A 13,609-nucleotide genomic window follows, 5' to 3' on the forward strand; every position below is an offset into this window, starting at 1 on the left:
TGCGCCGCCAGCTTGGCGGCGGGCAGTAGCGAGGCCGCCGCGCGGGCACCGAGAATGTCGCCGGGATCGCGGGTTTCGGCGCAGCCGCCCTGGCGGCGCTGAACGACCGCGACATCGATCCGGCGCCGCGCGATGCGGCGGCGTCGCGCCTCAAGGCCGCCGGTGCGGTGGTGATGGGCGAGGGCGCGCCGCGCCTGCCCAACACCCTCTGCGTCGCCAGCGCCGGCTGGGCTTCGGAACTGCAGGTGATGCAGATGGACCTGGCCGGGATCATGGTCAGCGCCGGCTCGGCCTGTTCGTCGGGCAAGGTGAAGGCCAGCCACGTGCTGGCGGCCATGGGGCAGGGCGACCTGGCCGCTTGCGCCATCCGGGTTTCGGGCGGCTGGGCGACCACGCCGGAAGATTGGGCGGCCTTCGCGGCCGCCTGGGAGCAAGTTCAGTCCCGTCACGCCGCGCGACATCGCGCGCCGGCGGCGTGAGGAGGTAAGCGTATGGCCGCCGTCAAGCAGACCGTCGAACACGTCGAGAGCCTGGAGAAGTACAAGCACGGCTTCGTCACCGACATCGACCAGGAGTTCGCGCCCAAGGGGCTGTCGGAGGAAATCGTCCGTTTCATCTCGGCCAAGAAGGACGAGCCGGAATGGATGCTGGCCTGGCGGCTGGACGCCTATGAGCGCTGGCTGGCCATGGACGAGCCGAGTTGGGCCAAGGTCCACTTCCCGCGCATCGACTATCAGGACGCCTATTACTACGCCGCGCCCAAGGCCAAGGAAGGCCCCAAGAGCCTGGACGAGGTCGATCCCGACATCCTGGCGACCTACGAGAAGCTGGGCATCCCGCTGCGCGAGCAGGAGGTGCTGGCCGGCGTGCAGGGCGCGCCGCGCTATGCGGTCGATGCGGTGTTCGACAGCGTCTCGGTGGTGACCACCTTCAAGAAGGAGCTGGCCCAGGCCGGGGTCATCTTCTGTTCGATGAGCGAGGCGATCCGCGAGCATCCCGAGCTGGTGCGCAAGTACCTGGGCTCTGTGGTGCCGGTGTCGGACAACTACTACGCCTGCCTCAATTCGGCGGTCTTTTCGGACGGCAGTTTCGTCTATGTGCCGCCGGGCGTGCGCTGTCCGATGGAGCTTTCGACCTATTTCCGCATCAACGCCGAGAATTCCGGTCAGTTCGAGCGCACCCTGATCATCGCCGACAAGGGCGCCTACGTCTCCTATCTGGAAGGCTGCACCGCGCCGATGCGCGATGAGAACCAGCTTCACGCCGCGGTGGTCGAACTGGTGGTGCTGGACGATGCGGAGATCAAATACTCCACGGTCCAGAACTGGTATCCGGGCGACCCGGAGACCGGCAAGGGCGGCATCTATAACTTCGTCACCAAGCGGGCCGACTGCCGCGGCGACCGCGCCAAGGTGTCGTGGACCCAGGTCGAGACCGGATCGGCGATCACCTGGAAATATCCGTCCTGCGTGCTGCGCGGGAACGGGAGCGTGGGCGAGTTCTATTCCATCGCCATCACCAACGGCCGCCAACAGGCCGACACCGGCACAAAGATGATCCATCTGGGCGCCGACACCCGCTCGCGGATCATCTCCAAGGGCATCAGCGCCGGGAAAAGCTCGAACACCTATCGCGGCCTGGTCTCGGCCCATCCCAAGGCCAAGGGCGCGCGCAACTTCACACAGTGCGACAGCCTGCTGATCGGCAAGACCTGCGCGGCCCATACCGTGCCCTATGTCGAGGCGCGCAACAGCCGGTGCGTGTTCGAACACGAGGCGACGACCACCAAGCTGTCGGAAGACCAGCTCTTCTACGCCATGCAGCGCGGGCTTTCGCAGGAGGAGGCCGTGCAGCTTCTGGTCAACGGCTTCGTCAAGGACGTGCTGCAGGAGTTGCCCATGGAATTCGCCGTGGAAGCCCAGAAACTCGTCGCCATTTCCCTTGAGGGCTCCGTCGGATGACCCTCGCAACGTCAGAGACCCGCTCCATGTCCCTTCGCCGCGCCTTCGAAGCCGAGCACGCCCGCCGCGACGCGGTCCGTCATGCCCGCGAGGAGGCCGAGCGCCGCCAGCAGGAGGAGGATCTGGCCCGGGCGACGCAATTGCATGAGGCGCTGGCCGAGGACGAGGGCTTTCTGCGTGAGAAAGGCCTGTCGCTCGGCCTGCGCCGCTACACGGTCAGCCTGAACCACGACGACTTCCTGATCGACGCCTATTTCGAGGCCGGAGCGATCAGCGTGCGCTCGGCCGACAAGCGCACCGCCACGACCAGCACCGCCGCACCCCGCAAACAGCAGGCCGTGAACACCGTCGAGGAAGCCCTCGAAGTGATGGCCCAATACCTGGCTGACGAGACCAACTGATGCTTTCGATTTCCAACCTGCACGCCGAGGTCGACGGCAACGAGATCCTCAAGGGCCTGAGCCTGGAGGTGCCGTCCGGCGAGGTCCACGCGATCATGGGGCCGAACGGCGCGGGCAAGTCGACGCTCTCCTACGTGCTGACCGGCCGGGAGGGCTATGACGTCACCGCCGGGACCGCGACCCTTGATGGCGAAGACCTGCTGAGCCTCGATCCGGCCGAGCGCGCCGCCAAGGGAGTGTTCCTCTCCTTCCAGTATCCGCTGGAGATTCCGGGGGTTCCGGCCCTCACCTTCATCCGCACGGCGATGAACGCCCAGCGCAAGGCGCGCGGCGAGCCGGAGGTGAGCGCGCCGGAGTTCCTGAAGCTCGCCAAGGCGACGGCCGCTGCGTTGAAGATCGATTTCGACATGCTCAAACGTGCGCTGAACGTCGGCTTCTCGGGCGGTGAGAAGAAACGGATGGAAATCTTTCAGATGGCGATGCTTTCGCCTCGTTTCCTTATCCTGGACGAGACCGATTCCGGCCTGGACATCGACGCTCTGAAGATCGTTTCGGACGGGGTGAACGCCCTGCGTAGTCCTGAGCGTTCGATGCTGGTCATCACCCACTACCAGCGGCTGCTCGACTACATCAAACCCGATCGGGTGCACGTGCTGTCGGCCGGGCGGATCGTGGATTCCGGCGGGCCGGAACTGGCGCTCGAACTGGAGCGCGAGGGCTACGACAAGTATGCGAGGATGGCCGCGTGAGCATCGCCTCCGCCCTGAAGGCCGGCGATCCGGCCCAGCTTCCGTCCAAGCGTGACGAGGACTGGCGCTGGACCGATTTGCGCGGCCTGCTGCGCGTGCTGCCGCCGCCGACGGGGCCGGTCGATCTGGCCGGGCTTCCCCGCGGGGCGTTCGACGGCCTGACGAGCGAAACCCATATCCTCGCCGGGGGGCGTGAAGCCGTCGAAATCGTCGTGCCGGCGCAGGACGAGGCGATGGTCGCCTTGCGAATCGTCTCGCGCGGCGAAGCGGCGTTTTCGGCCCGCGCCTCGATCCGTGTGGAGCGCGGCGCGAAGCTGCGCCTGTTCGAGACCTATGAAGGCGACTCCGCGGCCTATGTGACCCATGTGGGCCTGGAGATCGTCCTGGAAGAGGGCGCGGCGGTCGAGCGCATCGTCCTGGCCGCCGATGGCGGCGAGGGCGTGCTGGTGAGCCAGGCGCAGGTCACGCTGGGCGCGAGGGCCGAGTATGGCCAGACGGTCGTCACCTCCGGCGCGCGCCGCCAGCGGCTGGAGACCGCGGTCGACCATCCTGGCGCCGACGCCAGCGTGCGGCTCGACGGCGCCTATCTGCTGGCCGGCAAGCGCCATGCGGACCTTACCACCATCGTCCGCCACCTCGGCGTCGACGGAACCACCAGCCAACTCGCCAAGGGCGTGGTCCGCGATCAGGCCCGGGCCATCTTCCAGGGCCGCATCGTGGTGGAGGAGGGCGCCGACCGCACCGACGCGCGCATGGGCCACCACGCGCTGATCCTGTCGGACCAGGCCGAGGTCGACGCTCGCCCCGAGCTTTTGATCCACGCCGACGACGTCCAGTGCGCCCATGGCAATACCATCGGCCGTCTGGACGAGGAGGCCCTGTTCTACATGTGTCAGCGGGGCCTGCCCGAAGCCGAGGCCCGCGGCCTCCTGATCGACGCCTTCGTCGGCGAGGTCGCCGACCGAATCTGGAACGAGGCGGCTCGCGAGCCGATCCGCGCCTGGCTCGCCGAAAGGCTGGCCGGCTGATGGCCTTCGACGTCGAACAGGTCCGCGCCCAGTTCCCGATCCTCTCGCGCGAGGTGCACGGCAAGCCGCTGGTCTATCTGGACAGCGCCGCCAGCGCCCAGAAGCCGCGCGCGGTGATCGAGGCGATGACCCGGGCGATGGAGCATTCCTACGCCAACGTCCACCGCGGCCTGCACACCCTGGCCAACGAGACCACGGACGCCTATGAGGCGGCCCGCCGGTCGGTCGCGCGTCTCCTGAACGCCGAGGAAGGCGAGATCGTCTTCACCAAGGGCGGGACCGAGGCGATCAACCTCGTGGCCTCGGGCCTCGGCGCCTCGCTGGGCGAGGGCGACGAGATCGTGCTCACCGAGATGGAGCACCACGCCAATATCGTGCCCTGGCACTTCCTGCGCGAGCGCAAGGGCGTGGTCCTGAAGTTCGTTCCGGTGCTGGACGACGGTCGGCTGGACCTTGAGGCCCTGCCGGGGCTGCTGACCGAGCGGACCAGGATGGTCGCCGTCACCCACATGTCGAACGTGCTGGGCACGATCAATCCAGTGGCGCAGATCGCCAGGATCGTTCATGAGGCGGGCGCGCTGGTGCTGGTCGACGGCTGTCAGGGCGTGGTCCATCTGGACGTCGACGTGAAGGCGCTGGATGTCGATTTCTACGTCTTCTCGGCCCACAAGCTCTACGGCCCGACCGGCGTCGGCGCGCTCTACGGCAAGGCGGAGGCTCTGGCCGCCCTGCCGCCCTATCAGGGCGGGGGGGAGATGATCGGGGAGGTGCGGCTCGACGCCATCACCTACGCCGATCCGCCGCACAGGTTCGAGGCCGGTACGCCGCCAATCCTCGAGGCGATCGGCCTGGGCGCGGCGATCGAGTGGCTGAACACCATCGACCGCAAGGCCGCCGCCGAGCACGAGGCGCGCCTCTACGGGCGGGTGATGGACGGCCTGCAAGGCGCCAACTGGCTGCAGCCCATCGGCCAGGCGCCGGGCAAGGGCGCGATCCTGGCCTTCAACGTCGAAGGCGCCCATGCGCACGACGTCGCCCAGATCCTCGACCGCTACGGGGTGGCGGTGCGGGCCGGCAGCCATTGCGCCGAACCGCTGATGCGGCGTTTCGGCGTGACCGCCAGCGCCCGCGCGTCCTTCGCCCTATATAACACCGAAGGGGAGGCCGACGCCTTCGTCGACGCCCTGACCCGCACCCAGGCCTTTTTCGCTTGAGCATTTGACCCATGGACGACGCCGCTTCCATCGAGCCGACCGCAGCCACGCCGCTTTCGCAGGCCGAACTCGACTCGCTGACCGATCAGCTCATTGAGAAGCTGAAGACGGTGTTCGACCCCGAGATCCCGGTCGACATCTACGAGCTGGGCCTGATCTACAAGGTTGACGTCTCGGACGACAAGGATGTCGCCATCGACATGACCCTGACCGCGCCGGGCTGCCCGGTGGCCGGCGACATGCCGGGCTGGGTGCAGGATGCGGTGCGCGAGATCCCCGGCGTGCGCAACGTCACCGTCGAGCTGGTCTTCGATCCGCCATGGGATCCCTCGCGGATGTCCGACGAGGCGAAACTTCAACTGAACATGTTCTGACCCCATATGGAGCAGGCATGAGCGAGCTCAATCTCACCCCCGCGCCCCGGGCGCGCCGTCCTCGGCCCAAGGTCGTCACCCTGACCGACGCTGCGGCGATGCGTGTGCGCGAGATCATGGCCAAGGCCGAAAAGCCCTATGCGGGCCTGCGCGTCGGCGTGAAGAACGGCGGCTGCGCCGGTCAGGAATACGTCCTGGAATACGCCGAGGAGGCCGGGCCGCTGGACGAGGTGGTCGAGGACAAGGGCGTGACCATCCTGATCGAGCCCAAGGCCGTGCTGTTCCTGATCGGCACCGAGATCGACTACGTCACCTCCAAGCTCTCGGCCAAGTTCTCGTTCCGCAACCCGAACGAGACGGACGCCTGCGGCTGCGGCGAAAGCGTCACCATCCAGCCGGCTCAGGCGGAGTCCTAGGCCGCCGTTCCAGGCTTGGCGCTGCGAGGTCTGCGCGATAATGTTCCTTATTTGTTCTCATCGAGAGCGGATATGGACCAGCAACTCGATCTCGGCTTTCCCACGGCCGTCCGCGAAACCCATGCGGCGGCGCGTGCGGTCGCGTGTTTCGACATCGTGCCGAGCGCGGATGCAGGCGCTCGAATCCTCGACTGCGGAGCCTGGCTAGGGCGGCGTTGGGGACTGGATGGCGGTCTCTATTCCTTGGGTCGGCTGCATCTTTCGCTGTGGGGCCTGGGCCTGGAACCAGGAGAAGCGCAGGCGCTGGAGCAGATGCGGGCGGCGGCCGATATGGTGCGCCGCCCGCCCATCGAGATCGATCTGGTCAAGGCCATGCAGTTCGGCGGCGGCGCGCGGGTGCTGGGCTGCGGCTACGGCGCCAAGGCGGCGCTGAGCGGCCTGCACGACGCGCTGGTCGAGGCCGCCATCGAAGCTGGCCTGATCGCCGACCGCCGGCGCGACTTCGAGCCCCATGTCACCACGGCGCGCGACCAAGCCCCGATGCCGGAAACGATGCTGCCCTCACCGATCTGCTGGCGCGCCGAGGCCTTTGTCCTGGTGGTGAAACGTCGCGGCCGCCCCGCCCGCATGGTCGGACGCTGGCCGCTGCGTGGGACAAGATAGGAGCGATCAACGATCAAGTGTATGAAACACGCAACGATACATCGTGCGTGAGCAGGCGAGCCACTATAGATGGTAGAGGCTGTCTCGCTGCGGTGAGGGACCCGAGTCGCGGCGCGGACGGACGGAAGAGATAATCCGAGGTACGGCGTGTCGGATGCGAAGATTTCCAGGCTGGCGAGGCAGGCAAGCTTATGGCTCATTCTGGTCGCCGGGGCTGGAGTTCTTTTCTTTTATTTGAACCGCGTGTTCGCCGAGCTTCCGCTTTATGCAGGGGATGAAGGCGCCTATCTGATCCGAGCCCTTTATGCTCATCGTCTAGACATCGATCCTGGCCTCTATCCAGGCCTACAGACCGTCGAAAATCCAGTTTATTTCGCACTTGTCCGGCTGGTCGATCTTCTGTCGCTCAACGTACTGCCCTGGATGCGACTGTTGGGTATGGCCGCCTATGCCGGGGGGCTTGCGGCCCTCTACGCGATTGCGGTTCGCGAAGGAGGTAGGTCCGCAGCCAATGCCGTGCTGCTGGTGGCGGCGGCGTTTCCCTACTACCGCTTCGTCGTCACGGCCATGCCGGAAGGGCTCTATATCGGCGGCCTTTGTGCGATCGCCCTGATCGTTCACCGGGCCTGGCTCACCCGCCCGGTTCACGCGGCGTTCGCGGTTGGCGCGCTGAGCGCGGTGCTGGTGCTGATCAAACCGCATGGGGTGGCTGTGATGTTGGCGCTGCTGGCGCTCACGGTGATTGTGGGCATCTGGCGGCGTGAAGGCGCACGGCCGATCGCTTGGCGGCTGGCGCTCCTTGGGACCGCCTTTTTCCTTACCGGGACGCTTATCGAGCTTGCGGTCGGGAAGGAACTTGGCGATGCAATGCGTTTCTTCGCCGGCTCGCCGTACTACGCCAAGCAGATGAGCCATGAGGCGGCGCGGGACGCCCTGCCGCTGGCGACGCTATCGGCTGGCGCCATGATCTCGCTATGCGCGATGTTCGTCGGGACGCCGCTGGTCGCCTGGGTCGCCGACTTGCTGGAGCGTGACGCCGTGCGGCGGCGCCAACCCGACGCGGGGGACGTGGTGCTGTTGTTCGTGACCCTGTGTCTGATCGGCGCCTTGGCGATGGTGACGATCTTCACTTTCAAGATAGCCTATGTGGAAAGCGAGACGCGGCGGCTTTGGGGGCGCTATTTCGAGTTCTTCGTGCCCATGCTGTGGCTGCTGGCCGCGCGTCCGTTAGTGCAAAGGCTTCCGACCGTCCGCTGGATCGCAGCGCTGGTGGTCGCGTTGGGACTGGCTGCGTGGGCTGCGGCGATCATCGGCGGGCGCATGAACCTCCATCCCTGGGACGGGGCGGCGATCAACGCATTCTCGCCTGTGGCGTTGGCGCCCGCCGCAGTGCTGGCGAGCGTGGGCGTGGTTGTCGCCATGGCATTGTGCCCAGCCTGGAATCGAACCTGGGCGATCTACTTCGTCGTGATTGGGTTGCTGTCCACCTGGGCGGACGACGCTTGGGTCGGCGAGATCGCAGCACGCAACATCGCGCTGGAACACGAACTGCATATAGCCGATTCACTATCGGAGAGCCGAACTGGAGAATTGCTTGTAATTGCCGGCGACCAGAATGACGGACACGTGGCGTTTCTGCGCCTGCACGGCCGCCCGCGGGTTGAATTGACAGACCCGAGGAAGGTAGGCCCCAAGCTGATCGGCCAGGCCCGCATGGTGATCGCTTTCAGTGGGCGTGAGCCCGCGGGCCCCTGGCACCCGGTCTTCGACGGAGACGTGTTGTCCGTCTATTTGCCAGAAGCTGAACATCCATGAGGCGGCATGGCATATTGGCGGTGTTGTTGGCGATGAGCCTGTTGGCTGGCTGCGACAAACCCAACTACCCCATCGGACCGCGCAACTGGAAGACTGCGGACTGGGATGGCGAGAGCGCTCGGTTCCTGCTGGACGGGCGGCCCGCTTCGGTCGTGCGGAGCTGGGATTTTGCGCAAAGCGGCCAAGCGCAGGGGTTCGTACCCTCGAACGCGGCCATGACCGCCCAAGGCGGCCAGGGGCTGGTCATCGTGAACGGCGCTGATCCCGGCTTGCGGAGCCCCTCTGGCTTGGGGATCAAAGGGGGTGACGCTGCGATCCTCCTTGTCCGACTGACCCGCCGCACGCCGACGAAAATCTGGGATGGCGCCGTCTTCTATACGACGCCTCGACACGGCGAGAGCGAAGCCTTCGTCAATCGTTTAGCCGCCGCACCAGAGGCGGGCGTTCCTGTCGTTCTGGCCTATCCCATGACCTACACCCGATCTGGCCGTTCAGACTGGGGACGGGGGAAGATTGAGCAAATCCGGCTGGACCTCGAAGCCGATGGCGGCGAGACGGTCGTGCACCAGATCGCGCTCGTTCGGGAGCCCGGTTGATGTACGTGGCTTCTGACGCCAGTGAACCGCATCACTTGTTGCCGGACGCCCGCGTCTGGATCGTCGTGCCCTGTTACAAGGTTCGCGACCATATCCATCGGGTGATCGCCGCCGCTCCGTCCTGGATAGAGGGGATCGTCTGCGTAGACGACGCCTGTCCACAACACACCGCTGATCATATTGAGGCCGTGGTTCGTGACCCGCGGGTCGTTGTTGTGAGACTTTCGGAAAATCAGGGTGTGGGCGGCGCGGTCATGGCTGGCTATGCCGAGGCGGTCCGCCGGGGCGCGGGCATCCTGGTAAAGGTCGATGGGGACGACCAAATGGACCTCGCCTATCTGTCGCAACTCGTAGTGCCGATCATCCTGGGCGAAGCCGACTATACCAAGGGCAACCGCTTCTCGTCAGTCGGACACCTCGGAGGAATGCCGGGCGTGCGAGTCTTCGGCAATGCAGCGCTTTCGTTCGCGGCCAAGGCTTCGACCGGCTACTGGAATGTCTTCGATCCAACCAACGGCTTTACGGCGATTGAGGCGAGCGTGGCGCGGCTGCTGCTGCGAAAGCAGGTGGCGCGACGCTATTTCTTCGAGACTGACCTACTCTATCATCTCGGAACGCTACGCGCGGTGGTGCGGGACGTGCCCATTCCGGCTCGCTACGCCGATGAGATTTCCAGCTTGCGGGTGAGGGCGGTGGTCGGGTCGTTTGCGATGCGACATCTGCGCAATCTTATCCGGCGCGTGCTTGGGCAATACTTTGTTCGGGACTTCAATGTCGCGACCCTGGAAATGGTGTTCGGCCTCGCTCTGTTGTTATTCGGCGGCGGCTATGGGCTGCATTGGTTGGCGGTGCGTGAACCGGGCCAAGCAGCTTCGCCGGGAATCGTGATGACTGCGGCCCTTCCAGTCATTGTCGGCGTCCAGATGCTGCTTCAGTCCATCAACTTCGACGCGATGAACGTGCCGACTCGTCCTATCCACCCGTATTTGCGAACCCTCGAACGCATTGACGGGGAGTAGAGCATGTCCCTTCGCGACGCGTTATTATGCTCGATCTTTGCTTTGGCCCTGCCAATTGGCCAAGTGATGTTCAAGTGGGCGGCGATCTATAATGCGCGTCTGGAGGGCGTATTCCTGCTGCGCGTCGTTCAGAACTGGCCGCTGATTGGCGCCTTTGCCTGGTATGGGGCGACAGCGCTGTTCTGGTTCTACGTGCTGACTCGGGTGCCGTTGTCCCAAGCCTATATCTTCTCACTGGTCGGCTCGGCGTTGGTGCCCGTCGCCGCCTGGGTGCTGTTCAAAGAACCATTCTCCGCCGCGATGGGGGCGGGCTACGCCCTAATCCTGGTGGGCTTCCTGATCGTCGTGAGCCAAGTGCGAGCTTAGCCCCGCGCGCGCCGAGCCGGGCGTTGCTGGAGCACGTTGCGCATCGCCATGCTGGAGTGGATGCGGGCGACGCCGGGCAGGCGGGAGAGGATGTCGGTGTGGATGGCCTCGTAGGCCGAGGCGCTGGCCGCCGAGACGCGCAGGATATAGTCGGCGTCGCCGGTCATCAGGAAGCATTCCTCGATCTCCGGGTGCTCTCGCACGGCGGCTTCGAAGCGGCGGAGATATTCCTCGGTCTGCTTTTCCAGGGTGAGACGGACGATGGCGACGATCCGCTCGCCTTCCTCGGAGGCGGCGATGATGGCGGTGTAGCCGCGGATGATCCCGCGCTCCTCGAGAAGCCGGATGCGGCGCAGGCAGGCGGAGGGCGAGAGCCCGACCTCCTCGGCCAGTTCGCTGTTGGGCCGGCGGCCGTTCAGGCGCAGCAGGCGGATCAGGCTGCGGTCGATGTTGTCCAGGGCGGCGCTCATCTGTTGCCTGTTGCTAGATGAAGATGCTGCTTCCGGGTTTTCATCGCATTTATCGGCGAATTTTCGGCAAATAATTCGAATTATGTTCAAGTAGCATTGGTCGTGACGGCTGAGGTGGAGGAAGCCTTGCGATCGGACGCTTTTGACGCATACGCCGGCGCGCGCCTCACCATCGATCTCGACGCCATCGTCGCGAACTATCTGGCCATCGCCGCCCGGGTCGCCCCGGCGCGGGCTGCCGCTGTGGTGAAGGCGGACGCCTATGGGCTGGGCGCGGCCAAGGTCGCCGTGGCCCTGGCCGAGGCGGGATGCCGCGACTTCTTCGTGGCGGTGCTGGGCGAAGCGCTGGAATTGGGGCCGACCTTGCCGGCCGACGCGCGGCTCTATGTGCTCAATGGATTGCCGCCAGGCGCCGAGCGGGCTTGCGCGGAGGCCAGGTTGCGGCCGGTGCTGAATTCGCTGGCCCAGGCGCGGCGCTGGGCCGAGATGGCGCGCGCGGCGGGCCGGCCGCTGCCGGCTGCGGTCCAGGTGGACAGCGGCATGTCGCGCCTGGGGCTTTCCGCCGAGGACGTGGAGCAACTGGCGGCCGATCCGAGCTTTTTCGCAGCGGTGGACGTCGTCCTGGTGATGAGCCACCTGGCTTGTGCGGATACGCCCGATGCGCCGGCCAACGTCCGGCAGTTGAGCTGCTTCAACGCCCTGGCCGAGCGCCTGGCGCCGGACGCTCCGCGCTCGCTCGCCAATTCCGGGGGCAGCTTCGCCAGCGCGGCCTTTCATGGCGATCTCGTGCGGCTGGGCGTCGCGCTCTACGGCGGCGATCCGCTGGCGCAGGGCGGCGCCGGGCTTCGCGACGTGGTCACCCTGGAGGCGCGGGTCGTTCAGGTCCGCACCATTCCGGCCGGCGCGGGGGTCGGATACGGCCTGACCTATGTCGCGGGCGAGGCGCGCCGCATCGCCACGCTGGGCATGGGATACGCCGACGGTTGGCCAAGGCGCCTGGGCGGTAAGGCGGCGGCCTACTGGCGCGGCGTCCGCCTGCCCATCGTCGGGCGGATATCGATGGACAGCATCGGGCTGGACGTCACCGAACTGGCGGACGGCGAATTGGCCGAGGGCGATCTGGTCGAACTGATCGGCCCGCATCAGCCGCTGCAGGCCGTGGCCGACATGGCCGAGACCATCACCTACGAAATCCTCACCAGCCTGGGGCGGCGCTTCGAGCGCGTCTATCGCCCCTCGACCCATCGCGGAGGCCAAGCCCAATGAAGGTCGCAGTCCTGGGAGCCGGCGTGGTCGGCGTGACCAGCGCCTATTACCTGGCGCGGGCGGGGCATGAGGTGACGGTGATCGACCGCCAGCCCGGGCCGGCCCTGGAGACCAGTTTCGCCAACGCCGGTGAAATCTCTCCGGGCTATGCTTCGCCCTGGGCGGGGCCGGGTATTCCGCGGAAGGCGGTGCGCTGGCTGATGATGAAGCACGCGCCGCTGATCCTGAAGCCGAAGCTCGACCCGGCGACGGTGGGCTGGCTGTTGTCGACACTGCGCAACTGCACGCCGGTGCGCTACGCCGTCAACAAGAGCCGCATGGTGCGGCTGGCCGAATACAGCCGCGACCGCCTGATCGACCTGCGGCGCGAGACCGGGATCGCCTATGACGAACGCAGCCGCGGCACGCTGCAACTGTTCCGCAAGGCTTCCGACCTGGACGCGGTCGACAAGGATATCGAGGTGCTGGAGAGCTACGGCGTTCCCTACGAGGTGTTGGACCGCGCCGGCTGCATCGCGGCCGAACCCGGGCTGGCGCGCGCCGACGAGCCGTTCGTCGGCGGCCTGCGCCTGCCCCATGACGAGACCGGCGACTGCTTCAAGTTCACCGGCGCCTTGGCGGAGATGGCCAAGGCCCTGGGCGTCGAGTTCCGCTTCGAGACCCGGATCGAGGGATTGCGCGTTGAGGGCGCGGCGGTGGCGGGCGTTCGCACCAGCGAGGGCGAGATGAAGGCCGACGCCTATCTGGCGGCGCTGGGCAGCTATTCGCCGATGCTGCTGGCGCCGCTGGGCCTGCGTGTGCCGGTCTATCCGGTGAAGGGATATTCGATCACGGTTCCGATCGCGGAGGCCGACCACGCGCCGGTCTCGACCCTGCTGGACGAAAGCTACAAGGTCGCCATCACCCGGCTGGGGGACCGCATCCGGGTCGGCGGGATGGCGGAGATCTCCGGTTACAACAACCGCCTGGAGCCGCGCCGCCAGCGCACGCTGGAGCATTCGCTGCAGAGCCTGTTCCCCGACGCCGGGCGGGTGGGCGAGGCGACGTTCTGGTCGGGCCTGCGCCCGATGACCCCGGACGGCACGCCGATCGTCGGGGCGACGCCGCTGGCGAACCTCTTCACCAATACCGGACACGGTACGCTGGGCTGGACCATGGCATGCGGCTCGGGCCAGTTGATCGCCGACGTGATCGGCGGCAAAGCCCCGGCGATCGAGCATCGCGACCTGGCGATCGCCCGGTACGCATAGATTTCGACCCCCGACCCCAAG

General features: G+C 66.4%; 15 protein-coding genes and 1 pseudogene. 15 read left to right on the forward strand and 1 reads right to left on the reverse strand.

Annotated elements, in window-relative coordinates:
• Window positions 1-47: 47 nt before the first annotated feature.
• The 13 genes and pseudogenes from ACE3TL_RS07160 to ACE3TL_RS07220 form a co-directional block, all read left to right on the forward strand.
• Window positions 48-479 (forward strand): annotated as a pseudogene (locus tag ACE3TL_RS07160) (aminotransferase class V-fold PLP-dependent enzyme); the annotation flags it as partial.
• 12 nt (window positions 480-491) lie between these two features.
• Window positions 492-1,961 (forward strand): Fe-S cluster assembly protein SufB, encoded by a 1,470-nt coding sequence (gene sufB / locus ACE3TL_RS07165; RefSeq protein WP_374578033.1) that lies wholly within the window; start codon window positions 492-494, stop codon window positions 1,959-1,961.
• Between the two features lie 26 nt (window positions 1,962-1,987).
• On the forward strand, window positions 1,988-2,362 hold the full coding sequence (locus tag ACE3TL_RS07170) for a hypothetical protein (protein WP_374578034.1): 375 nt from the start codon (window positions 1,988-1,990) through the stop codon (window positions 2,360-2,362).
• Window positions 2,362-3,111, forward strand: a complete 750-nt coding sequence (gene sufC / locus ACE3TL_RS07175) for a Fe-S cluster assembly ATPase SufC (protein ID WP_374578035.1) — start codon at window positions 2,362-2,364, stop codon at window positions 3,109-3,111. Before ACE3TL_RS07170 ends, sufC begins: the two co-directional genes overlap by 1 nt.
• Window positions 3,108-4,139 (forward strand): Fe-S cluster assembly protein SufD, encoded by a 1,032-nt coding sequence (gene sufD / locus ACE3TL_RS07180; protein WP_374578036.1) that lies wholly within the window; start codon window positions 3,108-3,110, stop codon window positions 4,137-4,139. Before sufC ends, sufD begins: the two co-directional genes overlap by 4 nt.
• Entirely contained in the window at window positions 4,139-5,353 is a 1,215-nt protein-coding gene (locus ACE3TL_RS07185) for an aminotransferase class V-fold PLP-dependent enzyme (RefSeq protein WP_374578037.1), read from the forward strand. The genes sufD and ACE3TL_RS07185 overlap by 1 nt, the downstream gene beginning before the upstream one ends.
• An 11-nt stretch (window positions 5,354-5,364) precedes the next feature.
• Complete coding sequence (locus ACE3TL_RS07190; protein ID WP_374534232.1) at window positions 5,365-5,727, forward strand: SUF system Fe-S cluster assembly protein; 363 nt, start codon at window positions 5,365-5,367, stop codon at window positions 5,725-5,727.
• Between the two features lie 17 nt (window positions 5,728-5,744).
• Window positions 5,745-6,143 carry a HesB/IscA family protein gene (locus tag ACE3TL_RS07195; protein WP_374578038.1) on the forward strand — a complete coding sequence of 133 codons (399 nt, stop codon included), beginning with the start codon at window positions 5,745-5,747 and terminating at the stop codon, window positions 6,141-6,143.
• A 72-nt stretch (window positions 6,144-6,215) separates the two neighbouring features.
• Complete coding sequence (locus ACE3TL_RS07200; protein ID WP_374578039.1) at window positions 6,216-6,806, forward strand: 2'-5' RNA ligase family protein; 591 nt, start codon at window positions 6,216-6,218, stop codon at window positions 6,804-6,806.
• 147 nt (window positions 6,807-6,953) lie between these two features.
• The gene (locus ACE3TL_RS07205; RefSeq protein ID WP_374578040.1) at window positions 6,954-8,621 is read left to right on the forward strand and encodes a hypothetical protein; all 1,668 of its coding nucleotides are present in this window, start codon (window positions 6,954-6,956) and stop codon (window positions 8,619-8,621) included.
• Between the two features lie 26 nt (window positions 8,622-8,647).
• Window positions 8,648-9,217, forward strand: coding sequence for a hypothetical protein (locus ACE3TL_RS07210; RefSeq protein WP_374578041.1), 570 nt, complete (start codon window positions 8,648-8,650; stop codon window positions 9,215-9,217).
• Window positions 9,217-10,236, forward strand: coding sequence for a glycosyltransferase family 2 protein (locus ACE3TL_RS07215; RefSeq protein WP_374578042.1), 1,020 nt, complete (start codon window positions 9,217-9,219; stop codon window positions 10,234-10,236). The genes ACE3TL_RS07210 and ACE3TL_RS07215 overlap by 1 nt, the downstream gene beginning before the upstream one ends.
• 3 nt (window positions 10,237-10,239) lie before the next feature.
• Complete coding sequence (locus ACE3TL_RS07220; RefSeq protein WP_374578043.1) at window positions 10,240-10,602, forward strand: hypothetical protein; 363 nt, start codon at window positions 10,240-10,242, stop codon at window positions 10,600-10,602.
• On the opposite strand, the gene ACE3TL_RS07225 is transcribed toward ACE3TL_RS07220, so the two are convergent.
• Window positions 10,599-11,072: an Lrp/AsnC family transcriptional regulator gene (locus ACE3TL_RS07225; RefSeq protein ID WP_374578044.1), complete on the reverse strand. Its 474-nt coding sequence runs from the start codon at window positions 11,070-11,072 to the stop codon at window positions 10,599-10,601. The two genes, ACE3TL_RS07220 and ACE3TL_RS07225, sit on opposite strands and share 4 nt — an antisense overlap.
• A gap of 126 nt (window positions 11,073-11,198) precedes the next feature.
• On the opposite strand from ACE3TL_RS07225, the gene alr reads away from it, so the two are divergent.
• Both alr and ACE3TL_RS07235 read left to right on the forward strand, forming a co-directional pair.
• Window positions 11,199-12,338: an alanine racemase gene (alr, locus tag ACE3TL_RS07230; RefSeq protein WP_374578045.1), complete on the forward strand. Its 1,140-nt coding sequence runs from the start codon at window positions 11,199-11,201 to the stop codon at window positions 12,336-12,338.
• Complete coding sequence (locus ACE3TL_RS07235; protein WP_374578046.1) at window positions 12,335-13,588, forward strand: D-amino acid dehydrogenase; 1,254 nt, start codon at window positions 12,335-12,337, stop codon at window positions 13,586-13,588. The genes alr and ACE3TL_RS07235 overlap by 4 nt, the downstream gene beginning before the upstream one ends.
• The last annotated feature ends 21 nt before the right edge of the window (window positions 13,589-13,609 follow it).

The organism is Phenylobacterium sp., from assembly GCF_041920015.1.
GTDB lineage: Bacteria > Pseudomonadota > Alphaproteobacteria > Caulobacterales > Caulobacteraceae > Phenylobacterium.